This window comes from Caulobacter sp. GW821-FHT09A05 (assembly GCF_059418465.1).
Window position 1 is genome coordinate 1 of the sequence record NZ_JBWKPX010000038.1, and the last position, 26,791, is coordinate 26,791.

Consider the following 26,791-nt stretch of genomic DNA (forward strand, 5'->3'; position numbering starts at 1 on the left):
CACGGGCCGGGCCATGCCCCGGCCCGTGGCGACCACAACTCTGACAGATCCCGGACACACAAGGGGTCGCGCCGCCCCGTCCGTAGAGAGCCTGACGCCAATCCGCCATCGCCCATCGACCCCTCATCCGTCGGCTACGCCGACACCTTCTCCCGCAAGGGGAGAAGGGAAGTTGACGACTATCCATCCTTCCTTCCCGCGCCAGGAAGGGTTGAACAGCGACTACCTGTCGCCTTCAACGACGACTTGAAGCTCAACCGTTAGCTGCTGAATGAGCGATGCGAAGCGCTGGGCTCTTTGGGGCTCGCCAAACGAGATACCCTCCTCAACAGCCCGAAACGAAGCTTCCAATTCCATGAGCGCGTCTGAAATCGCGAGTTTGATCGCGCTGACACTCGCGAGGTTTCCCTGCGGCACAACGATGCTCCATCTATGGGCTGGGACGTCGTCACGACGTTCCGCTGGAGTCGGTATGCCGAAAGAGTTTCGACCGGTCTAGCGACTCCCTAAGCCACCTTCACCCGCGCCGCGCTCTCCGGCAAATCGGTCCCGAACGCGCGCTGGAAGAACTCGGCCACGGTCGGTCGCTCCAGTTCGTCGCACTTGTTCAGGAAGGTCAGGCGGAAGGCCAGGCCGATGTCCTTGTCGAAGATCTCGGCGTTCTGGGCCCAGGTGATCACCGTGCGCGGGCTCATGACGGTGGAGATGTCGCCGTTCATGAAGGCGTTGCGGGTCATGTCGGCGACGCGGACCATGGCGGCGATCGTGCGCTTGCCTTCCGGGGTGTCGTAGGTCGGGTTCTTGGCCAGGACGATGCCGGCCTCGACGTCGTGGTCGAGATAGTTCAGCGTCGTGACGATGCTCCAGCGGTCCATCTGGCCCTGGTTGATCTGCTGGGTGCCGTGATAGAGGCCCGTGGTGTCGCCCAGACCGATGGTGTTGGTCGTCGAGAACAGCCGGAAATAGGGGTTGGCGCGGATCACCCGGTTCTGGTCCAGCAGGGTCAGCTTGCCGCCGGCCTCCAGCACGCGCTGGATGACGAACATCACGTCCGGCCGGCCGGCGTCGTATTCGTCGAACACCAGGGCGATCGGGCGCTGCAGGGCCCAGGGCAGGATGCCTTCGCGGAACTCGGTGACCTGCTTGCCGTCCTTCAGGACGATGGCGTCCTTGCCGACCAGGTCGATGCGCGAGACGTGGCTGTCGAGGTTCACCCGCACCAGCGGCCAGTTCAGCCGGGCGGCGATCTGCTCGATGTGGGTCGACTTGCCGGTGCCGTGATAGCCCTGGACCATCACCCGCCGGTCGTTGGCGAAGCCGGCGCAGATGGCCTTGGTCGTCTGCGGGTCGAAGCGATAGGCCGAGTCGATCTCGGGGACGTGGCTGTCCTTGTGGCTGAAGGCGGGGACCTTCATCTCGCTGTCGACGCCGAACGCGTCGCGGAGCGTCACCCACTTGTCGGGGGCCAGGGTGATCAGGGGATCGGCGGCGTGGCTGTCGGTCAGGTCGGGCATGATGCCTCCCGCTTACCGCTTTGACGTGGGGGAGGGGAAGGGCGAAGGCCAGTCCCGAAGGGAAAAAACACGACGCCCCGGGCGGCTGGGCCGTCCGGGGCGCGCGATGAGGTCCTCCGAGGGGAGAGGGAAGGACCTAGTGGTTGGCGATGATCACCGAGGCGATCAGGCCGGTGGCCACGGCGGCCAGGATGTAGCTGTCGTCCACGCGCTGCCAGCGGTAGCCGCGGGGCGGGGCGCGCAGGCCGTGACGGCGCCAGTCGCTGACATAGTAGCGGTTGTCGCGATAGCGGGCGTCCAGGCGCTGGCCGCGTTCCCAGCGACGGTAGTCGCGGCGCTCGTGGGCGGCTTCCCGGCGGCTGTGGCCGTAGTCGCGGCGGTCGTGGCGATCGTAGCGGCCGTCGTGGCGCTGGTCGTCGTGGCGCTGGTCGTAGCGGCCGCGGTCGTCATGGCGCTGTCCGGCGGCCATGGCCGTGCCCGACAGGGCCGTGCCGGCCAGCAGGGTCGCGGCCAGGGTGGTGATGATCAGACGCTTCATAACGAGGTCCTTTTCTGTTGGTGGCGGTCCGACACCGCCGAACCTCTTCGATAGTCCGACACTAGCGAATGGGGTTTGGACCGGACATGAACGGCGCTGGTCAGGAATGGTTCATCACATTTCGAAGGTGCAACATTTGGCCGGGCCGCCGGAATACTGGCGCGGCGCGAAACCGGCCTTGGCGCGTTCACTTGCCATGACGCGCTTTTCCTTCCTTCAACTTCACCGCGATTTGCCGCGACTGCTGACCGCGGCGCGAAACGAGCTGGGCGCAGTGGCGGCCCTGCTGGTGCTGGCGGGCGGCGCCCTGGCGTTCCTGGAGCTTTCGGACGACGTGGCCGAGGGCGACACCGCCGCCTTCGACCTGGCCGTGCTCAAGGCCCTGCGGCTGCCGGGCGACCCCAACGGCCTGGTCGGGCCGACATGGCTGCACGTGGCGGCGGCCGACGTCACGGCCCTGGGGTCGATCACGGTGCTGGGCCTGGTGGTGCTCCTGGCCCTGGCCCTGATGCTGAGCCTGCGGCGCTGGAGCGAGGCCCTGGTGGTGCTGGTCGGGGCCGGCGGCGGGGTGGCGATCAGCCAGGGCCTGAAGCAACTATTCGGGCGCGAGCGGCCGGACCTGGCCTACCGCGCCGTCGAGGCGGCCAATCCCAGCTTCCCGTCCGGCCACGCCATGCTGTCGGCCGTGGTGTTCCTGACCCTGGGCGCCCTGGCGGCCCGGTTCGCGCCGCGCCGGCGGGTCAAGGCCCTGGCCCTGGGCGCGGCCGTGCTGCTGAGCCTGCTGGTCGGGGCGTCGCGGATCTATCTGGGCGTCCACTGGACCAGCGACGTCCTGGCCGGCTGGAGCCTGGGCGCGGCCTGGGCCATGGCCTGCTGGGTGGCGGCCTGGGCGTGGGAGCGGTGGTTTCCCAAAACTTCCGATCATCCCGGCGAAGGCCGGGATGATCGAGGCATAATATGAACGCAGCCGTGCCGAAGCGCTACTTCGCCAGCCCCGACTTCTGCAGGGTCTTGTAGGCCTTGATAACCCGCTGCAGCTTGTGCTCGGCGCTGCGGTCGCCGCCGTTCATGTCGGGGTGGCAGCGCTTGAGCAGGTCCTTGTAGCGGGCGCGGATCGCCGCCCCGTCGGCCCCCGCCTCCAGGTCGAGGTCGGCCAGCGCCTGGCGTTCCAGCTTGCCGAGGCTGCGGCCGGCGGCGGCGGCGGCCGATTCGGCCCTGCGCTTCTCGGCGCGGAACAGGCCGAACGGGTCGTTCAGGTGGCGGGCGTCGCGGGCGGCGGCGGCGGCGGCCTCGCGCGAGCGGCTGTCGGCCTTCATCGACCAGGTGGGCCGGCCGCCGGTCATCTTCTCCTGCTCCTGCTGGGCGCGGATCTGGCCCTCGCTCATGCCGGCGTAGAAGTTCCAGTTCTTGTTGTACTCGGCCGCGTGGCGCTGGCAGAAGTTGTAGTAGACGCCCGGCATGTCGCGCGACTTGGGCGCCTTGGCCGTGGCGGCCGAGCGGCACTCGGGGTGATCGCAGCGCACTTCGCCCGGTTTCAGGGCGTAGACGTCGTTCTCCCGCGCGGCCTCCTCCGGTGATTTCGGGGGGCGGACACGGATGTCGAAAAACTTGGGGCGATATTCGAAGTCGGCGCTCATGGCGCTTAGAGTAAGCCGCAGCTATTTCCGTTCAAGGATTGACAAGCAAGGAAGCCGCCATGGGCGCTATCGCCGACGCCATCGCCGCCAAACTGACCACCGCGTTTTCGCCCACCCGGCTGGAGGTCGTCGATGACAGCGACCGCCATCATGGCCATGCCGGACATCGCGAAGGCGGGGAGAGTCACTTCAACCTGCTGATCGAGGCCCAGGCCTTTGCGGGCAAGGCCCGGGTGGCTCGCCAGCGGCTGATCTTCCAGGTGCTGGCCGAGGAAATGGCGGGGCCGGTGCACGCCCTGTCGATCGTCGCCAAGGCGCCGGGCGAGGCCTGATCGGAGGGTGCGAAAACGGGCTTGCCAGAGCGGCCCGCGACTGATTGCCTCTCCGCCCGGCGCGACCCCGCAACGACGCGATTTCCGCCGGCGACGAGGCCGGCATGAGCGCAACCGAGACATCCCCCACCATCCCGATCTTCCTGGACGAGGACAGCGAGGCCGCCCTGGCGGCCGCCCTGCCGGCCCTGCTGGCGCGATCCTACGCCCGCTATTCGAACTTCACCGTGGCCGCCGCGGTGATCGACGCCGACGGCCGGGCGCACCTGGGGGTCAATGTCGAGAACGCGGCCTATCCGTCCGGCACCTGCGCCGAGCAGACGGCGATCGGGGCGATGGTCACCGCCGGCGGGCGCGGGATCGCCAAGGTGCTGATCGCCGCCGGCTCAAACGGCGTGGTCCAGCCCTGCGGCGCGTGCCGCCAGCGCATCGCCGAATTCGCCACCGACGCCTGCGAGATCGTCTCGGTCCAGGACGGCAAGGCCACCCGCCGCACCCCGTTCCGGAGCCTGCTGCCCGAGTCGTTCGGGCCGCGGGACCTGGGCTAGGGCGCAAGAAAAAGGGGCGGCCCGAAAGCCGCCCCTTCCCACGTCCGGGCCAGGCCGATCACAGGCCGCCGGGGCCGCAGTCGGTCTTCAGGTACTTCTCGATCTCGACCAGCTGGGTTTCCAGCATGTCCGGGGTCATGAAGGTGTACTGGTGGCCCATGTCCTTGATTTCCAGGTACTTGTAGGTCTTGTCGGCCGCCTTCAAGGCGGCGACGAAGCGACGGGATTCCTCGACCTCGACGGTCTGGTCGCGATCGCCGTGATAGACGAAGATCGGGATCGAGACCTTCTTGGCGTTGGGCAGGGGGTCCAGGCCGTCGATGGTCGGCCGCTGGTATTCGCGCAGGAAGCGGTCGTTGTAGGTCTCGCCCTGGAAGCGCTTGATCTCGGCCACCCCGGCCCCGGCGATCGAGCACTGGTACAGGCCGTTGGGGCGGATGGCGGCGGCGAAGGCCGCATAGCCGCCGTAGGAATAGCCGAACAGGGCGACGCGGTCCGGCGAGGCCAGCTTCTGGTCGATCAGGTACTTGGCCGCGTCGTCGTTGTCGTCCTGCATGGCCATGCCCCACTGGGCGTCGCCGGCCCGGGCCAGCTTGGAGCCCCAGCCTTCCGATCCGCGGAACTGCGGCTGGATCACCACATAGCCTCGCGCGGTGAAATACTTGCTCCAGCCCGAGGGGTCCCAGTCCAGCTCGTCGCGGGCCGAGGGGCCGCCGTGCGGGAGGACGATGGCCGGGTAGGGGCCCGGTCCGTAGACATCCTTGGGCGGGGTGTGCAGGAAGGCGGGGATCATCAGGCCGTCGCGGGCGGCGTACTGCACCAGGCGCGACTCGCCCAGCGTGGCGGGATTGATCTGCGGGCGCGACTTGCCCAGCAGGGTCAGCTTGCTGCCGTCCGTCAGCAGGTAGTACTCCGGCGGCAGGTTCGGGCCGGACTTGCGGACCAGGATGTATTTCTTGTCCTTCGACCAGTCGGTGATCTGGGCGCCGGCGCCGTCCGGGTAGCTGAACTTGGCCGGGGGCGCGCCGCCGGGGTCGGACCATTGCAGGGTGGTGGTCTTGATCCCCAGGGCCGCCGGCAGGCTCTTGGCGGCGGCCGCAAGGGCGGGATCGACCCAATAGTCGCGGCCGGTGTCGGCGCCGTAGCTGAAGCCCAGCACCTTGCCGTCGTCGTCGAGGATCGGCCCGCCGGCGTCGAACAGTTTGATCTCGAAGGCCGGCTCGGTGATCTTCCGCTGCTGGACGTCGTACTCGTAGATGCCGGTCTTGTCGGCGCCGTTCTGGCGGACCCTGACATAGACGATGTTCGGATCGTCGCTGAAGCCGACCACGGTCGTCAGGTTGCGGTCCTTGGCGTAGGAGCGGAAGTGTTCCGACCATTCGCCGGTCTTCGGATCGCGGATCTGCTGGGCGACATAGACCTTGCCGTTGTCGAAATCGACCTTCTGGCGGGCGCGCAGTTCGCCGTTATGGTCGGGCTCCAGGCCGCCGAATCGGTCCGAGCCGCGGGTCACGCGATCGGCGCCGCCATCGTAGAGATCGACCTTGTAGACGTCGCCCGCGCCGTTGGCGCCGGTGTTGAGCACCAGGATGTGCCTGGGGTCGTTGGGCAGCCGGCTGAGGATCGATGGGCTGCTGACCGCCTGCATGAACTCCTCGTAGTCGCTCTTGCCGCGGTTCTCGGGCAGGGCCGAGGTCCATTTCGAACCTTGCAGGTCGGTGATGTAGACCTTCTGCAGATGGGCCTTGGTCGAGCCGTAGGTCCATAGCTGCTGGGCTGTGACCGCCAAGCGGTCGTCCTTGACGAAATTCACCCCTATCAGCTCCATCTTGGATGCGCCCAGGATGGTCGGGGCCTTGTCGGGGTTGGCGGTCTCCCAGATGGCGATGACCCGGGTGGCGCCGTCCTGCGAGACCAGGCCGGCGATGTGCTTGCCGTCCGGCGAGATGCTGACGTCGTCGATCTGGGCGTTGCGGGCGAAGTCGTGGGCGGTCGGCGGGGCCGCGGGGGCCTGGGCGAGGGCCGGAGCCGCCGCCCATGTCAGAGCGGCGCCGACGAGCAATCCAAGGTTGCGTAAAGGCATTGTGGCTTCAGATCCCCGCGTTGGATAAACATTGCTTTTTGTAAGAGTGTACTTACTACGTGTCGCCCCATTTCCGACACGCTGGACGAGCGGCATCGATAGGCTCGATCCCGCAATCTATCCAATTTGCGGATGAGTCCAACCCGTCGTGGGCGTCCAAGACGCCGGTGAAAGCGGCGCCGCGAGGTCTTCGTGGCGACACTGTGACCAGATTGTAACGCTGGTCGCCATAAGTTTCCGAACCCGCTTCTTATCGTTGAGCCGGCTTCCGAAGGTGAATAGCGTTCGCCGTAACAGGGGGGTGGCGCAATTTTTTGTCGCGCCCCGCCGTGATGAATTGGCAGGGGACCATATGCTCGACCGCAAGATTTTGCTCACCACTTCAATCCTGGCGGGCGTCGTCGCCCTTGCCGCCGCGCCCGTGGCGGCTCTGGCCCAGGACACCACGACGACGGCCAAGGCGCCGCCGGCCGACACCGAGGTCGAAGCGCTTGTCGTGACCGGTTCGCGCATCAAGCGCACCGAATACACCAGCGCCTCGCCGATCCAGGTGATCACCTCCGAGCAATCCACCCTGCAAGGGCTGGTCGACACCGGCGACATCCTGCAGAAGTCGTCGGCGGCCAGCGGCTCGTTCCAGTCGAACAACCTGCTGACCGGCTACGTCATCACGGGCGGCGAGAACATCAGCAGCGTTTCGCTGCGCGGCCTCGGCGCCAACCGCACCCTGGTCCTGCTGAACGGCCGTCGCCTGGCGCCGGCCGGCCAGGGCGGCACCGTCGGCCCGGTCGACCTGAACGTCCTGCCGTCGTCGATCATCGACCGCACCGAGATCCTCAAGGACGGCGCCTCGTCGATCTATGGCTCGGACGCCGTGGCAGGCGTCGTCAACATCATGACCAAGAAGGACTTCGATGGCGTTGAAATGAACGCCTACGGTTCGGTCCCGACGCGTGGCGAGGGCGAGACGTATCGTTTCTCGGTCACCGCCGGCAAGGTGTTCGACAAGGGCTACCTCAACATCACGGGCGACTACAACGAGCAGAAGGCCCTGAAGGTCAAGGATCGCAAATACACCTCCTGCGCCGAAGACTACCGCTTCGACGCCGCGACGGGCGAACGTGTCGACTTCATCGATCCGAAGACCGGCCACTACAAGTGCTACAACGCCATCAACAACGGTTGGCAGGCGGCCGACCTGTTCGGCGGCGTGTTCCAGTGGGATCCGACCCTGGCCAACGCCCCTCCCGGAGGTTATCCGGCGGCCGGCCTGACCACCCGCGCGTTCCTGCCCAACTGGGTGCGCGCCGCGCGCGCCGGCCAGCCCGCGACCTATCCGTACGCCAACTACGACAGCCCGGCCTACCAGAACGCGGACGCGATCTCGCCGATCAAGCGCGGCACGATCTATGTGACCGGCAGCTATGACGTCACCCCCAATGTCGAGGCCTATACCGAGCTGCTGCTGAACCGCCGCAAGTCGTCGGGCACCAGCATCATGTACCTGTTCGAGACGGTGTCGGCCGACAACCCCGCCAACTCGGTGGCCGCGGGCCTGCAGGCCGGCGGGGCGTCGGGTGACGCGATCCCGCTGATCCTGCTGCCGCACAAGCAGTCGGAAACCATCGACTACGGCCGGATCGTGGGCGGCCTGCGCGGCACCATCAACGGCGCCGGCTTCCTGAACAACTGGGACTGGGACGTCTACGGCCAGTACGGCAAGTCGGACGCCAAATACACCAGCGACTTCATCTATCAGGACCGCGTCTTCGCCACGACCGGCGGCAGCGGCCTGGCCTGCGACCCGAGCGAGATCTCCATCTCGGGCGGCTCGTGCATGACCATCGACTATTTCGGCAAGGACATCCTGGCGGGCAACCTGACGCCCGAGCAGCGCGCCTTCCTGATCGGCGAGGAAACCGGCGCCACCAAGTACACTCAGTACTCGGTCGAGGGCTCGATCAGCGGCGACCTGTTCAACCTGCCGGCCGGCCCGGTGGGGGCGGCGTTCGGCGCGACCTATCGCAAGGACAAGCTGGACGACACGCCCGGCTATAACGCCCAGAACGCCAACTACTGGGGTTACAGCACCGCGGGCCGCACGGCCGGCAGCGACGACGTGAAGGAAGTCTACGGCGAACTGGCCATCCCGGTCTTCAAGGACCTGCCGATGGTCGAGAAGCTGGATCTGAGCCTGTCGGGCCGTTACACCGACTACAAGAGCTATGGTTCGGACGAGACCTACAAGGTCGGCCTGAACTGGCAGCTTTCGTCGTCCTTCCGGATCCGCTCCGCCTACGGCACCTCGTTCCGCGCCCCGGCGCTGTACGAGCTGTACCTGGCCGACCAGACCTCGTTCTTCAACGGCGTCGATCCCTGCGAGCGCTGGGGCACCACCCAGGCGAACAATCCCCGGGTCCAGACCAACTGCGCGGCGGCCGGCATTCCGGACGACTACACCGCTCCGTCCACGCCGCAGGTCAGCACCGGCGGCGGCCTTGGCCGCCTGAAGGCCGAGACGTCCAAGGCCACCACGTTCGGCGTCATCTGGACCCCGAGCTTCATGGACCTGAGCGTGGCGCTCGACTACTTCGACATCAAGGTGAGCAACGAAGTCGCGGTGTTCGGCGCCGGCAACATCCTGGCCTCTTGCTACGCCGGCACCACCTTCCCGAACGACTTCTGTACGCTGTTCGATCGTGACCCGGTCACCCACGACATCTCGGTCATCAACGACAACTACCTGAACGTCGCCAGCCAGACCAACCGCGGCCTGGACTTGAACGCCCGCTACCAGCACGAGTTCACCGTCGGCAAGCTGACCCTCGACGGCCAGTTCACCTGGCAGTTCGAGGACGTGACCAACCTGCTGGAAGGCGGCATCCCCGACGACCACAACGGTGAAACCACCGAGCCGGACTTCACCGGCGTGATCAATGCGCGCTTCGATCACGACGACTGGACCGTCAACTGGGCGGTCGACATGTACGGCAAGGCCTCGGACACCGAACTGCTGGTCGATGGCGACACCCGCTTCAGCACCCGGTACAACAAGCTGCTCTACTCCAAGCAGTATACCGAGTTCACGGCCTACCACTCGCTGACCGTGCGCAAGAAGTTCGACAAGCTGACCCTGCAGGCCGGCATCCTGAACCTGTTCGACGAACTGCCCCCGGCGCAGTCGGCCGGCCAGTTCCGGATCGGCACCTCGGCGCTGAACGCCTACGACCTGCGCGGTCGCCGGGTGATGTTCGAAGTCACCAAGCGCTGGTAGCGTCCGCGCTCCGTGTCGCCGGTTGCGCCGGCGACACGGAGCCAAGGCGATCCACCAGACAAAAGAAGAGCGGCGGGACCTGTCCCGCCGCTCTTTTTTGTTTGAAGGGCCTAAGCCGCCGTCAGGCGATCTGGGCCGCCAGGCCTTCCAGGACCTTGCGCAGGTCGGCCTCGCGGAACGGCTTCTGCAGCACGGTCGCGCCCTTGTGGCCTTCCGAGAGGCCGGCTTCGCCATAGCCGCTGGCGAAGGCGAACGGCACGCCGCGTTCCTTCAGGGCGTCGGCCACTGGGAAGATCGGACGGCCGCCCAGGTTGACATCCAGCAGGGCGGCGTCGATGTCGGCGCCGCTGGCCAGGCGCAGGGCCTCCTCCAGCTCGGCGGCGGGACCGACGACGATGCAGCCCAGATCACTGAGCATGTCTTCCACCAGCATGGAGACCAGAGCCTCGTCTTCGACCACCAGGACCTTAAGGGCGGCGAGGGTCTTCATTGTTCAGGGCTCCAGGGCACGGATCGGCAACCTCATGGTGCATACGAGGCCAAGGCTATCATAGGCCAGTGTGACTTGTGCGGACAGTTCTCCCGCCAGGCCCTTTTCGAGCAGGCGCGCGCCGAACCCGTGGCGGCCGGGCGGGACGACCGGCGGGCCGCCGCGTTCGGTCCAGGTCAGGCGCAGGCCGGCGCCGTCGGGCCCGTCCTCCGGCTCCGGTCCCCAGACCACCCGCACCGCGCCGCCGGGAACCGACAGCGCGCCGTACTTCAGGGCGTTGGTCGCCAGCTCATGGATCGCCATGCCCAGGGCCACCGTCGCCTTGGGGCTCAGCTGGACGTCGCGGGCGTAGTCGAAGGCGATGCGGTCGCGGGCGGCGAAGGCCTCCAGCTCGAAATCGAAGATCTCGCGCAGGCTGGCCCCCTCCCAGTTCTGCTGGGTCAGCAGGTCGTGGGTGTGCGACAGGGCCATGATCCGCCCCTCGAAGGCGTCGCGGAAGGCGGTCGGCGTATCGGTCGTGCGCAGGGTCTGGCTGGCGATCGACTGCACCGAGACCAGGGTGTTCTTCACCCGGTGGTTCAGCTCGTTGACCAGCAGCTTCTGGCGTTCCTCGGCCCGCTTGCGCTCGGTGACGTCCAGCGACACGCCCGCCATCCGCCGGGCCCCGCCATGATCGGCGGTCTGGGCCGCGCGGCCCCGGGCCTGCACCCAGCGGACCTCGCCGCCGGGCGTGCACACCCGGTATTCGATGTCATAGTCGGCCCCGTGGCGGATGGCGTCCTCTATGGCGGCGGTCATGCGCTGGCGGTCGTCCGGATGCACCGAGGCGACCAGGTCGGCGAACCCGAAGTCGTCGTCGGGGCCGCGGCCGTAATTGGCCTTGCAGATGTCCGAGGCCAGGTAGGCGCGGGTCTCGACGTCCAGCTCCCACGAGCCCAGGCGGCCGGACTCCAGGGCGAACTTCAGGCGCTCCTCGGCGTCGCGGCGCTGGGCCAGCTCGGCGTGGGCGGCTTCGTGGGTCCGCACGGACTCGATCGCCACCGCCGCCTGGGCGGCCAGGCCGACGGCCAGGCTCTCGGCGCGCGGGCCGAAGCGCGCCGGCTGGGGATGGCCGAAGAACAGGCCGCCCAGCACCGCCCCCTGGCGGGTGATCACCGGCACGGCCAGGTAGCTGCGGACCGGCAGGTGACCCTCGGGCATGCCGCGATGAGGCGGATTGCGGCCGTGGCGAGGGTCCTGGGTGATGTCGTCCGACCGCACCACCCCCTCGCCGTTGAAGGTGGGCGCGAAGACGGCGGTGTTGCGCGGCGTCGGGAAGGCTTCGAAGGCCGAGCGCGGCGCGCCCGACAGGCTGTAGAGCATGAAGCTCTCGCCGATCTCGTCGACGACCTTGTAGAAGAACGCCCCAAACTGGGCCCCGGTCAGCTCGACCCCGCCGTCGACCACCGTCTGGACCAGGGTCTCGGCGTCGTGGCCGGCGCCGATCGCCTCGGCGATGCGATTGAGGGCGCGAGACCGGCGCACTTCCTCGGCCAGGGCCTCCTCGGTCGCGGCGAGGCGCGCGACAAGGTCCTCGACCTCGTCCTCCTCGGCGCGACTGCTCGCCTTGGCCAAGCTGCTCACCCCCACTCGCCCCGGTCGCCCGCCGTTCCGGGCGCGGTCACAAACGCGTCGCCATGCTCACGGTTCCCCGCGTCCCTCATACTGCGCCGGGACCGGGCCGCCCTTCAACCCGATCGTCGCGCCAAATCGTCGGCCGCCCCCTGGAAATCAGGCCGCTGCGTCGAGTGGTCGACGCAAGGGCGCCGGTCAGCGGGCGCTTTCGTCCAGCCGTCCGCTGATCCGCAGGCCGGTGACCTGGTTGCGCTGGCGGCGCAGCACCTGGAAGCGGTGGTGGTGGAAGATGAAGATCTGGCCGGGTTCGGGGATGGTCTGGGCCTCGTGAATCACCAGGCCGGCGATGGTGACCGCCTCGCCCTCCGGCAGCCGCCAGTCCATCGCCCGGTTGAGGTCGCGGACCGTGACGTGGCCGTCGACGTGGACCGAGCCGTCGGCCTGGGGCCGCAGGCCCTCGACCTTGGTGTCGTGCTCGTCCTCGATCTCGCCGACGATCTCCTCGAGGATGTCCTCCAGGGTCACCAGGCCCTGCAGCGCCCCGTACTCGTCGACCACCAGGGCGAAGTGGCTGCGCCGCTTGAGGAAGGCGTTGAGCTGGTCCTTGAGGTTGGTGGTGTCGGGGATGAACCAGGGCTCGCGCTGGATGGCGGCCACGTCGATGTCGTCGATCGCGCCGTTGGCGGCGGCCAGGGCGCGCAGCAGGTCGCGGGCGTGCAGCACGCCGACGATATTGTCCGGGTTCTCGCGATAGAGCGGGATGCGGGTGTGCTGGGCCTCCAGCGCCTCGGCCACCAGTTCGCGGATCGGCAGGTCGGCGTCGATCAGGGTGATCGACTTGCGGTGGACCATGATCTCCGAGACGTCCATGTCCGACAGGTCCAGCACCCCGCCCAGCATCCGCCGGTCGCCGCTTTCGACCCCGCCCTCGGAGTGATGGTACTCGACCGCGCCGCGGATCTCCTCGTGGGCGGCCAGCACGTCGACCGCCATGTCCAGCTTGACGCCGAACAGTCGCAGCGTGCGCCGCACCACCCACTGGATGGCGTAGATGATCGGGCCGAACAGTCGCACCACCAGCAGGGTGGGTCCCGACAGGAAGCGGGCCACGTCGTCGGACTTCAGGATCGCCAGGGTCTTGGGCAGCACCTCGGCGAACACCAGGACCAGGACGGTCATCGCCCCGGTCGCCGCCGCCACGCCCCAGGGGCCGGGAATGGCGGTGGTCAGCACCTGGGTGGTCAGGGCCGAGGCCAGGATGTTGATCAGGTTGTTGCCCAGCAGCACCGCCCCGATCATCGTCTCCTGGTCGGACAGCAGCCTGTTGACCCGCTTGGCGGGCCGGTCGCCTTCCCGCTCCAGCTGGTGCATGCGGGCCCGGGAGGCGGCGGTCAGCGACGTCTCGGCGGCCGAGAACAGCGCCGAAAGCGCCAGCAGGCCGATGATGATCGGCGCGAGGCCGAGGATGGCGGTCAGGATCATGGACCGGTTGTACGCCGCGCGCGCGGCGAACGGGAGGTGGCTTGGGCCGTGGGGCCCGAGGAGGAGGCGCTGGTCCGGGAGCCCGGGCGCTGGCCTTCGTGGCCCCACGGCGGCGCTTCGGCGAGAGCTGAGGTTTTTATGTGGATATTTTGTTTGCGTGGCAGATTTTGCTGCAGATTTAGCGGCGAATTTGTGGATTTACGAGAAAAGTGTCACATAGCCATGCCATGGCCTCCCCCGACTTCATTCGCAGGAGGGGCTCATGCACCGGTTCACCGATACAGGCGCGGCGTCGACGCACGCGCGCCGGGCTGGAATTCGTAGACGCGCGCTGATGGCCGGCGCCCTGGCGACGGCGGCCTTGGCGGCGGGTCAGGCCTGGGCGGCCGATCCGGCGACCGACGCCAGCGACGCGGCGACGGTCGACTCGCTGGTGATCGTCGCCAAGCGCAACGACGCCGCCAAGGCCCAGATGAACGCGCTGACGCCGGTGGCGATCCTGTCGGCCGAGGACCTGGAACACACCGCGGTCCACAACGTCGCCGAGGCCCTGGGCATGATGCCCAGCGTCAATGTAATGAACACCGGCTCGTCCTTCTTCGGCGGCATCGACGGCGCCTCGCGCGGCGAAGGCATGTTCGTGTCGATCCGCGGCCTGAACGCCGAGTTCAACGTCAACATGATCAACGGCGTGACCGTGGCCCAGGGCATGCCCTACAGCCGCCAGGTCCAGCTGAGCCTGCTGCCGCCCTCGGGCCTGCACACCATCCTGCTGAACAAGACCTCGACCGCCGACATGGACGGCGACGCGATCGGCGGCACGGTCGACTTCCGCACGCCCTCGGCCTTCGACTATCGCGACGACTTCCACGGCTCGATCACGGCGTCCGGCCGGGTCGAGAGCCGGGCCCGCGACTATGGCGACAAGGGCCTGGGCGGCGGCCTGTCGGGCGAATGGGCCCACAGGTTCGGTGCGAACCAGGCTTTCGGCGCCTATGCCAGCGCCTTCTACGACAAGCGCAACTACGCCAACAGCGAGATGGCCGGGGTCATGGCCGCCCGCAGCGACGGCGGCTGGGGCTATCTGGTCAAGGACGCCGCGGGCAACAGCTATCCGGGCCTGGATCCGGAGCAGAACATCACCCAGACCGGCGCCAACTTCGGCGTCTCGAACGGCTACACCGCGCGCTGGGGCGGCAATTTCACGCTCGACTGGCGTCCGGACGATACGCTGGACGTCTATCTGCGCGGCTCCTACGCCTCCGCCAAGACCCAGCAGAACTCGACGCTGAGCCAGTACGTCAGCGCCACCAAGAGCTACAAGGAAGCCGTCGCCGGCAGCGGGCGCTACAATCTCAGCGTCGACGCGATCTCGACCCGCGTCTGGTACGAGACCAATCCCGAGAAGGCCGACCTGGGCACGCTGCAGTTCGGCGGGGACAAGACCCTGGGCGCCTGGACCCTGTCGCCGCAGCTGTTCTACAGCGAGGGCGACAACGACCGCCCCAACCACATCGAGGCCTCGGCCCGCATCAACCAGAGCGACCGGTTCAACAACGGCTCGAACCGGCCGCTGGGCGGCCTGTCGATGGGCTACACGGACGACCTGCCCCGGCCGCTGTTCACCCCGGCGATCTTCAACGACCTGAACAACGCCGGCTCCGCCCTGCTGGCCCGCCGCGCCGGCCAGCTGACCGAGCAGTTCAGCGGCCAGCAGAAGTACGGCTTCAAGTTCGACGCCAAGCGGGTCTTCGAGGGCGGCGCGCTGCAATGGGTCAAGCTGGGCGGCAAATATGTCGACAGCCACCGCCGGGTCACCAACCGCGACTGGACCAATGACCACTTCGCCAACCTGATCGGCCAGGGCGGCCTGACCTGGGACAGCCTGGGCCTGACCACCGGCTATTACGACCACATCTATCCGGGCGAATACGGCTGGCGGGTTCCGAAGGTCAGCCAGGACAAGCTGTTCGAGTACTTCTACAAGTACAAGACCGACGCCAGCTTCGACACCTGCGGCTCGAACGCCGTCAACAACTACAACTGCAACACCCAGAAGGGCGACGAGGCGGTGGCCTCGCTCTACGCCATGGCCGACTACCAGTTCGGCGATGTCGAGGTCATGCCCGGCCTGCGCTACGAGCATACCAAGATCGACAACACCTACTGGGTGATCCCGACCACCAGCGCCGGCCAGCAGACCGGTGACTGGGCCCATAGCGACACCACCTATGACGAGGTCCTGCCCAGCCTGTTCCTGACCTGGCGGCCCGGCGACGCGGCGGTCTATCGGGGATCGGTCTGGACCTCCTACACCCGTCCGGCCTTCATCCAGCTGGCGGGCGGCGAGCGTCGCCAGGTCAGCGACGACGGCAATGTCTCGATCACCAAGGGCAATCCCGACCTGAAGCCGATCAAGGCGATCAACCTGGATCTGTCGGGCGAATGGAGCAACGCCAAGGGCGGCTACGCCATGGTCGGCGGCTTCTACAAGCACCTGTCGGACTATCTCTACGACAACGGCTCCAGCCCGGTGAACTCCGACACCCTGACCGAGGGCAAGGTCACCACCGTCCAGCCCACCAACGGCGGCGACGGCGACGTCTATGGCCTGGAGCTTCAGCTGCGCCAGAAGTTCTCGGACCTGCCGGGCCTGCTCGGCGGCCTGGGGGCGGGGCTGAACGTCACCCGCCAGTGGACCAGCGTCGACCTGGGCGATGGCGTCGACAACCGCATCCAGAACGCGCCGGACTGGCTGGCCGACGCCCAGCTCTTCTACCAGAGGGGCGGCTTCAGCTTCGACGTGATCTACCACTATACCGGCGCCTATGTGGCCGACTACGACGTGTTGGACCAGGCCGGCGAATGGGACAATCTCTGGGTCCGGCCCCTGCGCAGCGTCGACCTGCACGTCGGCTACGCCTTCGACAACGGCGTCAAGCTGGACCTGTCGGTGGCCAACCTGCTGAAGGACGAAAGCTACTGGTCGCATATCGGCCAGCACAGCCTGGCGCTGTCCGACGTGGTGGACTCGGGCCGCACCAGCCTGCTGACCCTGAAATACGCCTACTGAACCCGCCGGATCCCGGCCGCTCGCGGCCGGGATCCTTCGCTCCGGCGCGGGCCTCGCGCCGACCTCACCGACAGGCGCGCCTGATGAAGCCTTTCCTTTCGATCCTCGCCTTCGCGGCGCTCCTCGCCCTCGGCGGCGGCGTCGCGGCGGCCCAGGACCCTGGGTCCTCCGGGCCGCTCAAGGTCGAGCGCACGGTGATGCTGTACCGCCACGGCATCCGGGCCCCGCTGCCGGGCGAGGCGGCGGTCGACGCCTACGCCCATCCGCCCTGGCCGGTCTGGAGCACGCCGCCCAGCCTGCTGACGCCGCATGGCCGCGAGGCGGCGCGGCTGATGGGCGTCTATGATCGCCAGCGCCTGTCCGGGCTGGGGCTGGTCGCGCCGACGGACTGTCCCGCGCCCGGCGCGATCGCCATCTGGACCAACACGGCTCAGCGCACCATCGCCAGCGGCGAGGCGTTCGCCGACGGGTTCGCGCCGGGCTGTGGCCTGGCCGTGGGCCATCAGCCGCTCGACACCGAGGATCCGCTGTTCCATCCCGTCGAGGCCAAGGCGGTCGAGTTCAGCGGCGCCGAGGCCGCCGCCGCCATCGTCGCCGAGACCGGCGGTCCCGCCGCCCTGGTCGCCCCCTACGCCGGCAAGATCCGCGAGATGGAGCGCGTGCTGGGCTGCGACCGCGCCCAGCCGCCCTGCGACATCGCCTCGGCCCGGACGGGGCTGGCGCCCAGCGCCAAGGGCGACGGCCTGGTGCTGGACGGGCCGATCTCCATCCTCTCCGGCACGGCCCAGGTGTTCATGCTGCAATACGCCGAAGGCCTGCCGCTGGACCAGGTGGGCTGGGGGCGGGCTTCGCCGCGGACCCTGGAAGAGGTTTCGCGCCTCCACGCCCTGCTGTTCGACATCCATGCCCGGCCGCGATACATGGCCCGGCGCATCGGCGGGCCGATGGCCAGGCGGATCTCCACGATCCTGGCGTCGCGGGACGCGCCCCCCGTCAACGTCTTCGTCGGCCACGACAACAACATCGCCGCCCTGGCCAGCCTGATCGGCGCGCACTTCAAGATGGACGGCTACGGCCAGGACGATCCGCCGATCGGCGGCGCCCTGGAGCTGCAGGTCCTCGTCGACGGCCAGGGACGCCGGTTCGTCGCCGCCTTCTACGAGGCCCAGACGCCCGACCAGCTCCGGCGGCTGGCCCCCCTGTCGCCGGCCAATCCGCCGACGCGGCGCGCGCTGGCGCTGGCGTGCCAGGCGTCGGGGCAGGGGCCTTGCCGGCTGGACGACTTCCTGGCCGCGCTCGATCGTCGGTTGAAGGCCGACTAGGAGCGGTGCAGCCTCGGAATAAGGCAATTATTTCAAGGATATATTGGTTGTCATCCCGGAAGCCCCTTAGGGGCTGTCCGGGACCCAGGGGACTGGGCTGAGGCCTTGCGGTTCACCTGGGTCCCGGACAAGCGCTGCGCGCTTTCCGGGATGACAACGGAAGGCGGCGCCGGAATGCGGAACCTACACCGCGCCTTCCTCGATCAGGAACGCCCGCAGCGCCGCGCGGTCGACGTCCTTGGCCACGAAGGCGTCGCCGATGCCGCGCACCAGGATGAAGGTCAGCAGCCCGCCCTCGGCCTTCTTGTCCTGGGCGCTATGGGCGATCAGGGCGTCGGCGCTGAACGGCTCGGGGCGGATGTCGGACAGCCGGGTCGGCAGGCCGGCGGCCTTGATCGCGGCCTCGGCGCGGACGGCGTCCTGGGTCGAGCACAGGCCCTGGCGGACCGAGAAGCGGAAGGCCTGGGCCATGCCCAGCCCCACGGCCTCGCCATGCTTGAGGGCGTCGCCGAAGCCCATCTCGCCCTCGACCGCGTGGCCGAAGGTGTGGCCCAGGTTCAGCAGGGCCCGACGGCCGGCCTCCTTCTCGTCCTCGGCGACGATCTCGGCCTTCATCTCGACCGAACGGCCAACGGCCTTGACCAGGGCGGCGGTGTCGCGCTCGAGCACCGCGTGGACATTGGCCTCCAGCCACTCAAAGAAGGCGAAGTCGCCCAGCAGGCCGTACTTGAGGATCTCGGCATAGCCGCAGGCCAGCTCGCGGGCCGGCAGGGTGCATAGGATGTCCAGGTCGGCCAGCACCAGGCGCGGCTGGTGGAAGGCGCCGATCAGGTTCTTGCCGCGCGGGGTGTCGATGGCGGTCTTTCCGCCGACGGACGAATCCACCTGGGCTAGCAGGGTGGTGGGGATCTGGATGAAGTCGATGCCGCGCTTGTAGATCGCCGCCGCGAAGCCGGTCAGGTCGCCGACCACCCCGCCGCCGAACGCGATGACCATGTCGCCGCGCTCCAGGTTCAGGGCCAGCAGGCGGTCGCTGAGGTCGGCCAGGCCCTCGAAGCTCTTGGTCTCCTCGCCGGGCGGCACCAGGATCACCTCCGTGGCGACGCCGGCGTGCTCCAGCGCGTTGGCCAGGCGCTCGCCGTGGTGCTCGCCGACGATGGTGTCGGTGACGACGGCCACGCGCTTGCGCTTGAGCAGGGGGGCGATGTGCTCGCCGGCGCGGTCGATCAGCCCCGTGCCGACGACGACGTCATAGGCGCGCGCGCCCAGGCCCACGGGGATGGTGGTGATCACTTGGACTCGCTTTCGGACGTCTGCAGATGGCCCCTCAGGGCCTGGATCACGGCCTCGACCGCCACGCCGTGCGCGGTGTCGCCGGTCTCGACCGTCAGATGGGCCTCGCCATAGGCGGGGTAGCGGAGGGCGGCGTGCTCGCGCAGCACGTCCATCGGGTCGCGGCCCTTCAGCAGCGGCCGGCCTTCCTTGCGGCCGACGCGGCGGGCCAGCAGCTCCAGGTCGGCCTTCAGCCAGACGGCGATCGCCTTGGACTTGATCAGGGCCCGGGTCTCGGCGTTGACGAAGGCCCCGCCGCCGGTGGCCAGCACGTGCGGCGGCTCGTCCAGCAGGCGGGCGATCACCCGCCGCTCGCCGTCGCGGAAGGCCGGTTCGCCCATCTCGGCGAAGATCTCGGGGATCGAGCGGCCCGCGGCGGCCTCGACCTCGTTGTCGGCGTCGCGGAACGGCAGGTCCAGGGCGCTGGCCAGCCGGCGGCCGACGCTGGACTTGCCCACGCCCATCAGCCCCACCAGGACGATGGTCCTGTGACGCAGGGCGGCCCTGGGATCGAGGTCCTGGGAGTCAGGGGCCTGGAGTTCGGGGCGGGAAGGGGCGGGATCGTCGGTCATGGCCTGCTGGCGGTTTACACGAGGGCGGGGCCCGCCGCCAAGGTTTGGACCAAAGGCGCGTCCAGGATGGTCCAGAGGGCGAAAAGTTTTCGCCGACCCCCGTCCTGCGGCATAGTTGAACCATGGCTCCTTTCACGCGACTCACGACCCGTTCGGCCCTCGTCCTGGCGGCGGCCCTGCTGTCGGCGTCGCCGGCCTGGGCCCAGGTGCAGGTTCAGTCCCTGGCCGCGCCGGACCTGTTCTCGCCGCCGGCGGCGCAGACCGGCCTGTCGGGCGACCTGTGGAAGGACGCCTCGCCCGGCGTCGCCAGGGAAGCCCTGCCCAAGCTGGCGGCCAAGCCGCTGTCGCCCGCCGCCGCCGGCCTGGCGCGACGGGTGCTGGCCACCGGCGCCAACGCCCCGGCCGGGATCGGCGACAATCCCGAACTGGGCGCCGCCCGGGCCCTGGCCCTGATCGCCCTGGGCGAGGCCAAGGGCGCCGACGCGGTGCTGGACCGCGTCCCCGGCGTGGCCGCCAGCGCCCCGCTGTCGATGGCGGCGGCCGAGGCGGCCCTGATCACCGGCGCCGACGACAAGGCCTGCAGGATCGGCGAGGCGCTGAGCGTCGAGCGCGGCGCGCCCTACTGGCTGCGGCTGCGGGCCTTCTGCCAGGCGATCGGCGACCAGCACGATGCGGCCCAGCTGACCTTCACCCTCGCTGCCCAGCAGACCAAGGACGCCGACTACGCCCGGCTGATGAACGCCCTGCTGTCCGGCGCGCCGGCCGGGGCGGCCAACCTGAAGAACGGGATCAACTACGCCCTGTCGCGCAAGCTGGGGCTGGACGTGTCGTCGGCCGCCGCCCTCGCGGGCGCCTCGCCGGCCCTGAAGGCGGCGCTCCGGCCGGCGGACGCCGCCGCGCCCAGCGACCTGACCGCCGCCCAGACCTCGGCCCTCGCCGCCCTGCGCGGAGCCAAGGGCCTGGCGGCCTTCACCGACGCGGCCAAGGCCGCCCTGCCGGCCATCGCCGCCCTGGCCCGGGCCGACGCGCCGCTGGAGGATCCGCTCCTGCTGGCCCGCGCCGCCCTGGCGGCCGGCGACGCCGCCACGGCCAAGGCCGTCCGCGGCAAGCTGACAGCTGACGCCCTGCCCGGCGGGGCCACCGCGACCGACCTGGCCCTGCTGGACGGGAGCCTGGCCGCATCCGACGGCGGGAAGGACAGCCAGGTCCTCGACGGCCTGGTCGAGCGCGGCGGCCAGGGAGGGAGCAAGTCGCCCGCCCAGCCGGCCGCCCTGATCCTGGCCGCCTTGGGCGGCGCCATGGGCCCCGAGGCCCGGGCCGCGTTCGCGACCTTCGATCCCGGCAAGTCCGCCGCCCCGGCCGGGCGGCTGGCCGTCCTGGACGACTCCGCCGCCGCCGGCCGCCAGGGCGAGGCGGCCCTGCTGGCCCTGTCGATCGCCGCCGACGCCGGTCCCGCCGGTCCCGGGCCGGTCGATCGCGCCCGGCTGGTCCGCGCCCTGCTGAGGGCCGGGCTGGAGGCCGACGCCCGGGCCTTCGCCGTCGAGGGCCTGCTGGCGCTGCAGGTCAAATGAGCACGTCCGCCATCGGTTGGATCGACGCCTTCCTCGAGATGATGGCCGTCGAGCGCGCCGCCGCCCGCAACACCCTGACCGCCTACGAGAAGGACCTGGCCGACGCCCGGCTGTTCCTGGCCTCGCGCGGCGACCTGGACGGCGCCTCGGCCGAGGCCGTCGAGGCCTATTTCGCCGACCTGGGCGCGCGCGGCCTGTCGCCGGCCACCGCCGCGCGCCGCCGCTCGGCCCTGCGCCAGTTCTATCGCTTCGTGCTGGGCGAGGGCTGGCGCGACGATGATCCCTCGCGCCGGGTCGAGGCGCCCAAGGCCGGCCGGCCCCTGCCCAAGGTGCTGTCGCGGGACGCGGTCCTGCGGCTGATCGCGGCGGCCGCCGCCAAGGACGGGGCCCAGGGCCTGCGCCTGGCCTGCATGATCGAGCTGCTCTACGCCTCGGGCCTGCGGATCTCCGAGCTGCTGAACCTGCCCCTGGCGGCCCTGGCCCGCGACCCGGCCTTCCTGATGGTCAAGGGCAAGGGCGGCAAGGAGCGCCTGGCCCCGCTGAACGACGCTGCCCGCGCGGCGGTGAAGGCCTATTTGGAGGCAAGGCCGCAATTCCTGCCAAACGGCGCCAAGGACAGCCCGTGGCTGTTCCCGTCGCGCGGCAAGAGCGGACGGCTGACCGCCCGGCGGGTGTCGCAACTGCTCGAGGACGCCGCCATCGCCGCCGGCATCGACCGCGCGGCCGTCAGCCCCCACGTCCTGCGCCACGCCTTCGCCACCCACCTGCTGGAGGGCGGCGCCGACCTGCGCGTCATCCAGACCCTGCTGGGCCACGCCGACATCGCCACCACCCAGATCTACACCCACGTGGCGGGGGATCGCCTGGCGGAGGTGGTGCGGAGCAAGCATCCGCTGGGTCGGAAATAGTCCCTCTACCTGGGAGCGTGAGATGACAGGAGGGCCAGAGCGCTATACGAACCTCCACCTTTTCCGGAGAACGACATGTCCGACGAAACCCGCGACAGCAACGGCGCGATCCTGGCCGACGGCGACAACGTCACCCTGATCAAGGACCTCAAGGTCAAGGGCTCGGGCGGCGTGACGCTGAAGCGCGGAACCCTGGTCAAGAACATCCGCCTGACCGGCGACACCGACGAGATCGAGGCCAATGTCGAGAAGGTGCGCGGCCTGGTCCTGCGGACCGAGTTCGTGAAGAAGGCCTAGGCTCGCGAACCCCCTCAGTCGCTTCGCGACAGCTCCCCCAGAGGGGGAGCATCCATCCTCCAGGGGCAGGGCGATCACCATGGATTCCGGCGCCAAGAGGCTGTCATCCCGGGCGTAGCGAAGCGAAGACCCGGGATCGCCGCAAGCGCCGAGCTCACGCCCCGGTCCCGGATCGTCGCGCTACGCGCTCGTCCGGGATGACAGCCATTTTGAGCCGCATCCAATCGGGCGACGGGCTTCAGCCAGCCCCGTCGAACGCCGCCTTCAGCTTGGGCATGTCCAGCTTCACCATCTGCATCATGGCGGCGAACATCCGGCCGACGGCGGCCTTGTCGGGGCTGGAATAGAGGTCCAGCAGTTCCTGCGGCACGATCTGCCAGGACAGGCCGTACTTGTCCTTCAGCCAGCCGCACTGGCTTTCCCGGCCGCCGTCGGCGGTCAGGGCGTCCCAGTAGCGGTCGACCTCGGCCTGGTCGGCGCAGTGGACGACGAACGACACCGCCTCGGTGAAGGTGAAGTGCGGCCCGCCGTTCAGGGCGGTGTAGGCCTGGCCGTTCAGCTCGAAGCCGACGGTCATCACCCGCCCAGGCGGTCCCGCCGGCGGCTGGGCGTCGCTGGGATAGCGGGCGACGTCGGTGATCCTCGAATTGGGAAACAGCGAGACATAGAAGTTGGCGGCGTCCTCGGCCTGGGTGTCGAACCACAGGAAGGGGGTGATCTTGGGCATGGGGGCGTCCTCCGTTTGGGCGGGTGTCGAGCCAAGGACGATCAGGATCGGGTGGTTCCGACATCGTCCCGCGTTTTTCGACGAACCGCCCGTCTCGTGCGGCCGGCGCCGTCCGGTCGAACACGCCCATGTCGACCGCGGCGGCCTGAAGATCGACAGCCGTTGCCGCCCCGGCCGCCGCGGACTAGTTACGCGGCATGTCCGCTTCCGAGATCGAACCCTTCCACGCCATCGCCATCAGCCGTCTGGCCCACCAGATGAAGGCCGAGGGTAGGTCGATCATCCACATGGAGTTCGGCCAGCCCTCGACCGGCGCGCCCAAGGCGGCGATCGCCAAGGCGCACCACGTGCTGGACACCGACGGCATGGGCTATTGGGAGAGCCCGCTGCTGAAGGCCGCGATCGCCCGTCGCTACGCCCAGCTGGACGGGGTCGAGGTCGATCCCGAGCGGATCATCCTGACCTGCGGCGCCTCGCCGGCCCTGGTGCTGGCCCTGGCCTCGAACTTCCGGCCGGGCGACCGGGTGGCCTTGGCCCGGCCCGGCTACGTGGCCTATCGCAACACCTTGAAGGCCCTGAACCTGGTCCCGGTCGAGATCGCCTGCGGCGCCGAGAGCCGCTTCCAGCTGACCGCCGCCCACCTGGCCGCCCTGGACCCGGCCCCGGCCGGGGTGATCATCGCCAGCCCGGCCAACCCCACCGGCACGATCATCCCCGCCGCCGCGCTGGAGGCCATCGCCGCCGTCTGCCGCGAGCGCGGGATCCGCGTCGTCTCCGACGAGATCTATCACGGCCTCAGCTATGGCGAGCCCGCCCGCTCGATGCTGGCCTTCGCGTCCGACGCCCTGGTCGTCAACAGCTTCTCCAAGTACTTCAGCATGGCCGCCTGGCGGCTGGGCTGGGTGGTCGTCCCGGCCGACCAGGTCCCGCGGGCCCGGGCCTTCATGGGCAACCTGTTCCTGACCCCGCCGTCGCTGAGCCAGCACGCCGGCCTGGCGGCCATGGACTGCCTGGACGAACTGGAGGGCCACGTCGCCGTCTACCGCGCCAACCGCGCCCTGCTGCTGGACGCCCTGCCGGCCCTGGGCCTGGCCTCGATCGCCCCACCGGACGGGGCCTTCTACATCTATGCCGACATCGGCCACCTGACCGATGACAGCCTGGCCTTCTGCGAGGCTCTGCTGCGCGACACCGGCGTGGCTACCGCGCCCGGCGTCGACTTCGACCCGGTCGATGGCCGGCGGTTCATCCGCTTCAGCTTCGCGGTCTCGACGCCCGAGGTCGAGGAGGCCCTGCGGCGGATCACGCCGTGGTTCGCGGCGCGGGCCGCGGCCTAACGCCCGACGCTCAGCAGCGCCTTGCCGATCGGCCGGGGCGGCTGGCTCTGCAGCACCACCGAGGTGGTCACGGGGCCGAAGCGGCCGATGGCGTCGACGATCGTCGCCAGGTCGCCGGCCGAGGGGACCAGCGCCTTGAGCACGAAGCAGTCGTCGCCGGTCACCCGGTGGACCTCGACCACGTAGGGCAGGCGCTCGAACGTCTCCAGGCAGGCGCGCATGTGCTCGTGGGTGGTCTTCAGGCGGATCACGGCGCCGAGCGACAGGCCCAGGGCCCGCGGGTCGATCCGGGCGCCGTAGCCGGTGATGATCCCGCGTTCCTCCAGGCGCCTGACCCGCTCGGACATCGCCGGCTGCGACAGGCCGACCTGGCGGCCCAGCTCCGACAGCGAGATCCGGCCGTCGACCTGCAGCGCTTCGAGGATGGCGATGTCCTTGGCGTCGAGGCCATCCGGGAGGGGCATATGCGGTTCTCGCCTTGAATTCATCGGAACTATCGCGCTTTGGCCGATGAATGGCCATGCCCTTCGGTCCGCCGGCCGGCCATTCTGCGTCGGCGACAAGGGAGTGCGCGATGCGACTGATCGGAATGCTGGATTCGCCCTATGTGCGGCGCGTGGCGGTGACGCTGCGGCGACTGGACCTCTCGTTCGAGCACGAGCCGGTGTCGGTCTTCCGCGCCTACGACGCCTTCGCGGCGATCAATCCGGTGGTCAAGGCGCCGACCCTGGTGACCGACGACGGCGTGGTGCTGATGGATTCGGGCCTGATCATCGAGCATCTGGAGCGGCTGGCCGGACGGCGCCTGAGCCCCGACGGCCTGGCCGACCACGCCCGCGCCCAGCGCATCCTGGGCCTGGCCCTGGCCGCCTGCGAGAAGACCGTGTCGCTGATCTACGAGTTCAACCTGCGCCCCGAGGACAGGCGCCACGCCCCCTGGATCGACCGGATGCGGGGACAGGCCGCCGCGGCCTGGCGCCTGCTGGAGGCCGAGCTGGCCTCGCCGCCGGCCGGGCTGGAAGGTTCGCAGGCCGAGCTGACCTGTGCGGTGGCCTGGACCTTCGCGATCAAGAGCTTGCCGGACTCGGTCGACACGGCGGCCTGTCCCAACCTGGCCGCCTTGACCGCGCGGGCCGAGGCGACGCCAGCCTTCCTGGCCGCGCCGTTCGACGAGGAGTCTAGGCGCGCATCCAGTCGATGAAGGCGCGCAGGGCCGGCGAGAGCTGGCGGCGGCTGGGATAGTAGAGGAAGAAGCCGGGGAACGGCTCGCACCAGTCCTCCAGCAGCGACACCAGCCGCCCGGCCGCGACGTCGGGCGCCACCAGGTCGCGCAGCAGGAAGGCCAGGCCCGCGCCGTCCAGGCAGGCGCGGCGGATCACTTCGTTCTCGTCGCTGACCAGCACGCCGGGCGGGTTGACCACCACCTCGCGCCCCTGGCGCTCGAACTCCCAGGCCCAGGGCTGGCCGCTGCCTCGGCGGACCAGCAGGCAGCGGTGGTGGAGCACGTCCTCGGGCCTTGTCGGCGCGCCGTGGGGCGCGACATAGGACGGGGCGCAGACCAGGGACTGGCTCAGCTCGCCGCCGAGCGGGGCGGCGATCATGTCGGCCTGCAGGCTCTCGCCCAGCCGCACGCCGCAGTCGAAGCCGCCGGCCACGATGTCGGAGAGGCCGTCGTCGCAGACGAGCTCGACGCGCACGTCCGGATAGGCGTTCAGGAAGCCGCCGATCCGCGGGCCCACCAGCCAGCGGGCCGCCGAGCGGGCGATGTTGATCCGCACCCGCCCCGAGGGCCGGTCGCGGAACGCCGCCACCTCCTCGAGCGCCGCGTCGATGTCGGCCAGGGCCGGGGCCAGCCGGGCCAGCAGCCGCTCGCCGGCCTCGGTCGGGGCGACGCTGCGGGTCGTGCGGTGCAGCAGGCGCACGTCCAGCCGGGTCTCCAGGTTGCGCATCGTGTGGCTCAGCGCCGAGGCCGAGACGCCCAGCACCTGGGCGGCGGCGCGGAAGCTGCGATGCCGGGCCACCAGGGCGAAGACGGCGAGGTCGGGCAGGGGGCGCTGGTCCATTACTGAACATTGCTCAGCAGTCCGTTGAGACTTCAAGCGCTTATCCCGGGGATACCCCGCGCCCATCTTCATCCCGT

General features: G+C 69.4%; 23 protein-coding genes. 11 read left to right on the forward strand and 12 right to left on the reverse strand.

What is annotated here, in order from left to right:
* Positions 1 to 506: 506 nt before the first annotated feature.
* Together cobS and AC07NX_RS23555 are read right to left on the reverse strand one after the other, a co-directional pair.
* A complete protein-coding gene (gene cobS, locus AC07NX_RS23550) occupies positions 507 to 1,514 on the reverse strand; it encodes a cobaltochelatase subunit CobS (protein ID WP_494645200.1) in 1,008 nt (335 codons plus the stop codon).
* Positions 1,515 to 1,650: 136 nt separating this feature from the next.
* Positions 1,651 to 2,052, reverse strand: a complete 402-nt coding sequence (locus tag AC07NX_RS23555; RefSeq protein ID WP_494645202.1) for an RcnB family protein — start codon at positions 2,050 to 2,052, stop codon at positions 1,651 to 1,653.
* Positions 2,053 to 2,248: 196 nt separating this feature from the next.
* Here AC07NX_RS23555 and AC07NX_RS23560 point away from each other — a divergent pair, with 196 nt between their 5' ends.
* On the forward strand, positions 2,249 to 3,013 hold the full coding sequence (locus AC07NX_RS23560; RefSeq protein ID WP_494645204.1) for a phosphatase PAP2 family protein: 765 nt from the start codon (positions 2,249 to 2,251) through the stop codon (positions 3,011 to 3,013).
* Between the two features lie 19 nt (positions 3,014 to 3,032).
* Here the strand turns inward: AC07NX_RS23560 and AC07NX_RS23565 are convergent, their stop codons facing one another.
* Positions 3,033 to 3,689, reverse strand: a complete 657-nt coding sequence (locus AC07NX_RS23565) for a J domain-containing protein (RefSeq protein WP_035088807.1) — start codon at positions 3,687 to 3,689, stop codon at positions 3,033 to 3,035.
* 59 nt (positions 3,690 to 3,748) lie between these two features.
* On the opposite strand from AC07NX_RS23565, the gene AC07NX_RS23570 reads away from it, so the two are divergent.
* Together AC07NX_RS23570 and cdd are read left to right on the forward strand one after the other, a co-directional pair.
* Complete coding sequence (locus tag AC07NX_RS23570) at positions 3,749 to 4,021, forward strand: BolA family protein (protein WP_145683685.1); 273 nt, start codon at positions 3,749 to 3,751, stop codon at positions 4,019 to 4,021.
* A 104-nt stretch (positions 4,022 to 4,125) separates the two neighbouring features.
* Complete coding sequence (gene cdd, locus AC07NX_RS23575; RefSeq protein WP_494645207.1) at positions 4,126 to 4,569, forward strand: cytidine deaminase; 444 nt, start codon at positions 4,126 to 4,128, stop codon at positions 4,567 to 4,569.
* Between the two features lie 58 nt (positions 4,570 to 4,627).
* Here cdd and AC07NX_RS23580 read toward each other — a convergent pair whose 3' ends face one another.
* The gene (locus tag AC07NX_RS23580) at positions 4,628 to 6,652 is read right to left on the reverse strand and encodes an alpha/beta hydrolase family protein (protein WP_494645209.1); all 2,025 of its coding nucleotides are present in this window, start codon (positions 6,650 to 6,652) and stop codon (positions 4,628 to 4,630) included.
* A 352-nt stretch (positions 6,653 to 7,004) separates the two neighbouring features.
* On the opposite strand from AC07NX_RS23580, the gene AC07NX_RS23585 reads away from it, so the two are divergent.
* Positions 7,005 to 9,926 (forward strand): TonB-dependent receptor plug domain-containing protein, encoded by a 2,922-nt coding sequence (locus AC07NX_RS23585; protein ID WP_494645211.1) that lies wholly within the window; start codon positions 7,005 to 7,007, stop codon positions 9,924 to 9,926.
* Positions 9,927 to 10,047: 121 nt separating this feature from the next.
* Here AC07NX_RS23585 and AC07NX_RS23590 read toward each other — a convergent pair whose 3' ends face one another.
* The 3 genes from AC07NX_RS23590 to AC07NX_RS23600 all read right to left on the reverse strand — a co-directional run bounded on the left by AC07NX_RS23590 (position 10,048) and on the right by AC07NX_RS23600 (position 13,509).
* Positions 10,048 to 10,416 carry a response regulator gene (locus AC07NX_RS23590; protein WP_494645213.1) on the reverse strand — a complete coding sequence of 123 codons (369 nt, stop codon included), beginning with the start codon at positions 10,414 to 10,416 and terminating at the stop codon, positions 10,048 to 10,050.
* Positions 10,417 to 10,419: 3 nt separating this feature from the next.
* Positions 10,420 to 12,039 (reverse strand): sensor histidine kinase, encoded by a 1,620-nt coding sequence (locus AC07NX_RS23595; protein ID WP_494645215.1) that lies wholly within the window; start codon positions 12,037 to 12,039, stop codon positions 10,420 to 10,422.
* A 186-nt stretch (positions 12,040 to 12,225) separates the two neighbouring features.
* Positions 12,226 to 13,509: an HlyC/CorC family transporter gene (locus AC07NX_RS23600; protein ID WP_494645279.1), complete on the reverse strand. Its 1,284-nt coding sequence runs from the start codon at positions 13,507 to 13,509 to the stop codon at positions 12,226 to 12,228.
* 337 nt (positions 13,510 to 13,846) lie between these two features.
* Here AC07NX_RS23600 and AC07NX_RS23605 point away from each other — a divergent pair, with 337 nt between their 5' ends.
* Positions 13,847 to 16,585, forward strand: a complete 2,739-nt coding sequence (locus AC07NX_RS23605) for a TonB-dependent receptor (protein WP_494645217.1) — start codon at positions 13,847 to 13,849, stop codon at positions 16,583 to 16,585.
* Positions 16,586 to 16,668: 83 nt separating this feature from the next.
* Positions 16,669 to 17,907 carry a histidine-type phosphatase gene (locus AC07NX_RS23610; RefSeq protein WP_494645219.1) on the forward strand — a complete coding sequence of 413 codons (1,239 nt, stop codon included), beginning with the start codon at positions 16,669 to 16,671 and terminating at the stop codon, positions 17,905 to 17,907.
* Positions 17,908 to 18,090: 183 nt separating this feature from the next.
* On the opposite strand, the gene aroB is transcribed toward AC07NX_RS23610, so the two are convergent.
* Together aroB and AC07NX_RS23620 are read right to left on the reverse strand one after the other, a co-directional pair.
* Positions 18,091 to 19,200: a 3-dehydroquinate synthase gene (gene aroB, locus AC07NX_RS23615; protein ID WP_494645221.1), complete on the reverse strand. Its 1,110-nt coding sequence runs from the start codon at positions 19,198 to 19,200 to the stop codon at positions 18,091 to 18,093.
* Complete coding sequence (locus AC07NX_RS23620; protein ID WP_494645223.1) at positions 19,197 to 19,811, reverse strand: shikimate kinase; 615 nt, start codon at positions 19,809 to 19,811, stop codon at positions 19,197 to 19,199. Before AC07NX_RS23620 ends, aroB begins: the two co-directional genes overlap by 4 nt.
* Before the next feature lie 122 nt (positions 19,812 to 19,933).
* On the opposite strand from AC07NX_RS23620, the gene AC07NX_RS23625 reads away from it, so the two are divergent.
* The 3 genes from AC07NX_RS23625 (at position 19,934) to AC07NX_RS23635 (ending at position 22,587) form a co-directional block, all read left to right on the forward strand.
* Positions 19,934 to 21,382, forward strand: coding sequence for a hypothetical protein (locus tag AC07NX_RS23625; protein WP_494645224.1), 1,449 nt, complete (start codon positions 19,934 to 19,936; stop codon positions 21,380 to 21,382).
* A complete protein-coding gene (locus AC07NX_RS23630; protein WP_494645226.1) occupies positions 21,379 to 22,290 on the forward strand; it encodes a site-specific tyrosine recombinase XerD in 912 nt (303 codons plus the stop codon). Before AC07NX_RS23625 ends, AC07NX_RS23630 begins: the two co-directional genes overlap by 4 nt.
* A 75-nt stretch (positions 22,291 to 22,365) precedes the next feature.
* The gene (locus AC07NX_RS23635) at positions 22,366 to 22,587 is read left to right on the forward strand and encodes an alkylphosphonate utilization protein (RefSeq protein WP_035071647.1); all 222 of its coding nucleotides are present in this window, start codon (positions 22,366 to 22,368) and stop codon (positions 22,585 to 22,587) included.
* Between the two features lie 238 nt (positions 22,588 to 22,825).
* Here AC07NX_RS23635 and AC07NX_RS23640 read toward each other — a convergent pair whose 3' ends face one another.
* Entirely contained in the window at positions 22,826 to 23,314 is a 489-nt protein-coding gene (locus tag AC07NX_RS23640; RefSeq protein WP_494645228.1) for a VOC family protein, read from the reverse strand.
* Positions 23,315 to 23,511: 197 nt separating this feature from the next.
* On the opposite strand from AC07NX_RS23640, the gene AC07NX_RS23645 reads away from it, so the two are divergent.
* Positions 23,512 to 24,651 carry an aminotransferase class I/II-fold pyridoxal phosphate-dependent enzyme gene (locus AC07NX_RS23645; RefSeq protein WP_494645230.1) on the forward strand — a complete coding sequence of 380 codons (1,140 nt, stop codon included), beginning with the start codon at positions 23,512 to 23,514 and terminating at the stop codon, positions 24,649 to 24,651.
* Here the strand turns inward: AC07NX_RS23645 and AC07NX_RS23650 are convergent.
* The gene (locus tag AC07NX_RS23650) at positions 24,648 to 25,115 is read right to left on the reverse strand and encodes an Lrp/AsnC family transcriptional regulator (RefSeq protein WP_494645232.1); all 468 of its coding nucleotides are present in this window, start codon (positions 25,113 to 25,115) and stop codon (positions 24,648 to 24,650) included. The two genes, AC07NX_RS23645 and AC07NX_RS23650, sit on opposite strands and share 4 nt — an antisense overlap.
* Positions 25,116 to 25,225: 110 nt before the next feature.
* Between AC07NX_RS23650 and AC07NX_RS23655 the strand changes: the two genes are divergently transcribed.
* Positions 25,226 to 25,852, forward strand: coding sequence for a glutathione S-transferase family protein (locus AC07NX_RS23655; protein ID WP_494645234.1), 627 nt, complete (start codon positions 25,226 to 25,228; stop codon positions 25,850 to 25,852).
* On the opposite strand, the gene AC07NX_RS23660 is transcribed toward AC07NX_RS23655, so the two are convergent.
* Positions 25,830 to 26,714 (reverse strand): LysR family transcriptional regulator, encoded by an 885-nt coding sequence (locus tag AC07NX_RS23660; RefSeq protein WP_494645236.1) that lies wholly within the window; start codon positions 26,712 to 26,714, stop codon positions 25,830 to 25,832. The two genes, AC07NX_RS23655 and AC07NX_RS23660, sit on opposite strands and share 23 nt — an antisense overlap.
* Positions 26,715 to 26,791 lie beyond the last annotated feature (77 nt).

Excerpts from the sequence above, each read along its gene's own strand:
- cobS (WP_494645200.1), bottom strand. The coding sequence starts at position 1,514 with ATGCCCGACCTGACCGACAGCCACGCCGCCGATCCCCTGATCACCCTG.
- AC07NX_RS23555 (WP_494645202.1), bottom strand. The coding sequence starts at position 2,052 with ATGAAGCGTCTGATCATCACCACCCTGGCCGCGACCCTGCTGGCCGGC.
- AC07NX_RS23560 (WP_494645204.1), top strand. The coding sequence starts at position 2,249 with ATGACGCGCTTTTCCTTCCTTCAACTTCACCGCGATTTGCCGCGACTG.
- AC07NX_RS23565 (WP_035088807.1), bottom strand. The coding sequence starts at position 3,689 with ATGAGCGCCGACTTCGAATATCGCCCCAAGTTTTTCGACATCCGTGTC.
- AC07NX_RS23570 (WP_145683685.1), top strand. The coding sequence starts at position 3,749 with ATGGGCGCTATCGCCGACGCCATCGCCGCCAAACTGACCACCGCGTTT.
- cdd (WP_494645207.1), top strand. The coding sequence starts at position 4,126 with ATGAGCGCAACCGAGACATCCCCCACCATCCCGATCTTCCTGGACGAG.
- AC07NX_RS23580 (WP_494645209.1), bottom strand. The coding sequence starts at position 6,652 with ATGCCTTTACGCAACCTTGGATTGCTCGTCGGCGCCGCTCTGACATGG.
- AC07NX_RS23585 (WP_494645211.1), top strand. The coding sequence starts at position 7,005 with ATGCTCGACCGCAAGATTTTGCTCACCACTTCAATCCTGGCGGGCGTC.
- AC07NX_RS23590 (WP_494645213.1), bottom strand. The coding sequence starts at position 10,416 with ATGAAGACCCTCGCCGCCCTTAAGGTCCTGGTGGTCGAAGACGAGGCT.
- AC07NX_RS23605 (WP_494645217.1), top strand. The coding sequence starts at position 13,847 with ATGGCCGGCGCCCTGGCGACGGCGGCCTTGGCGGCGGGTCAGGCCTGG.
- AC07NX_RS23610 (WP_494645219.1), top strand. The coding sequence starts at position 16,669 with ATGAAGCCTTTCCTTTCGATCCTCGCCTTCGCGGCGCTCCTCGCCCTC.
- AC07NX_RS23620 (WP_494645223.1), bottom strand. The coding sequence starts at position 19,811 with ATGACCGACGATCCCGCCCCTTCCCGCCCCGAACTCCAGGCCCCTGAC.
- AC07NX_RS23625 (WP_494645224.1), top strand. The coding sequence starts at position 19,934 with ATGGCTCCTTTCACGCGACTCACGACCCGTTCGGCCCTCGTCCTGGCG.
- AC07NX_RS23630 (WP_494645226.1), top strand. The coding sequence starts at position 21,379 with ATGAGCACGTCCGCCATCGGTTGGATCGACGCCTTCCTCGAGATGATG.
- AC07NX_RS23635 (WP_035071647.1), top strand. The coding sequence starts at position 22,366 with ATGTCCGACGAAACCCGCGACAGCAACGGCGCGATCCTGGCCGACGGC.
- AC07NX_RS23640 (WP_494645228.1), bottom strand. The coding sequence starts at position 23,314 with ATGCCCAAGATCACCCCCTTCCTGTGGTTCGACACCCAGGCCGAGGAC.
- AC07NX_RS23645 (WP_494645230.1), top strand. The coding sequence starts at position 23,512 with ATGTCCGCTTCCGAGATCGAACCCTTCCACGCCATCGCCATCAGCCGT.
- AC07NX_RS23650 (WP_494645232.1), bottom strand. The coding sequence starts at position 25,115 with ATGCCCCTCCCGGATGGCCTCGACGCCAAGGACATCGCCATCCTCGAA.
- AC07NX_RS23655 (WP_494645234.1), top strand. The coding sequence starts at position 25,226 with ATGCGACTGATCGGAATGCTGGATTCGCCCTATGTGCGGCGCGTGGCG.
- AC07NX_RS23660 (WP_494645236.1), bottom strand. The coding sequence starts at position 26,714 with ATGGACCAGCGCCCCCTGCCCGACCTCGCCGTCTTCGCCCTGGTGGCC.